Raw genomic sequence first — 711 nt, forward strand, 5'->3', positions numbered from 1 at the left:
GGCGAACGGCTGCTCGGCCGCATGCCGCTGGTGCGCGGCATCTATGGCTCGTTGAAACAGATCTTCGAGACCGTGCTGTCGAACAAAGGTGACATGTTTCGCCAGGTCGGGCTGGTCGAATATCCGCGCAAGGGCGTCTGGTCGCTGGTCTTCGTCGCCAGCGACAAGGAAACCGAGATCAACCAGAAGCTCGACCAGGAAGGTGATCCGCTAATCGCGGTTTTCATGCCGTGCGCGCCCAACCCGACCACGGGCTTTCTTATGTATGTGCCGAAATCCGACATCGTGCTGCTCGACATGACGGTCGAGGACGGCGCCAAGCTGATCGTTTCGGCAGGCTTGGTGGCGCCGGCGGTCAAGACGAAAATGGTGACGTTGAACGGCAAATCGATCGGCGGTCAGATCGGCAATCCGCCTGTGGATGTCGAGCCTCAGCCGGCGCGCAAGAGCCGCACAGCCTCGTCGCGGCCGAACAAATAAAGCAGCATGCGAAGGGCGGCGCCGCGTTCGGATTGCAGCTCGGGATCGCGTGACAGGATCAGCCGCGCGTCGTCGCGGGCGGCTTCGAGCAGGTCGGCATGCGCTTCGATGTGCGCCACCTGGAAACCCGGAGTGCCGGACTGGCGGGTGCCCAGCAGCTCGCCTTCGCCACGCAGTTTCAGGTCCTCCTCGGCGATGCGGAACCCGTCCTCGGTCTCGCGCATCACCGAC

General features: G+C 63.4%; 1 protein-coding gene and 1 pseudogene. One reads left to right on the forward strand and one right to left on the reverse strand.

The window, feature by feature from the left end:
• The coding region (locus EOA85_RS36600) for a DUF502 domain-containing protein (RefSeq protein WP_127212825.1) at positions 1-480 on the forward strand (480 nt) is incomplete at its 5' end.
• Here EOA85_RS36600 and EOA85_RS36605 read toward each other — a convergent pair.
• Positions 432-711 (reverse strand): annotated as a pseudogene (locus tag EOA85_RS36605) (ATP-dependent DNA helicase RecG); the annotation flags it as partial. The gene EOA85_RS36600 and the pseudogene EOA85_RS36605 overlap by 49 nt on opposite strands.

The sequence above is a fragment of the Mesorhizobium sp. M5C.F.Ca.IN.020.29.1.1 genome, from assembly GCF_003997375.1.
GTDB lineage: Bacteria > Pseudomonadota > Alphaproteobacteria > Rhizobiales > Rhizobiaceae > Mesorhizobium > Mesorhizobium wenxiniae.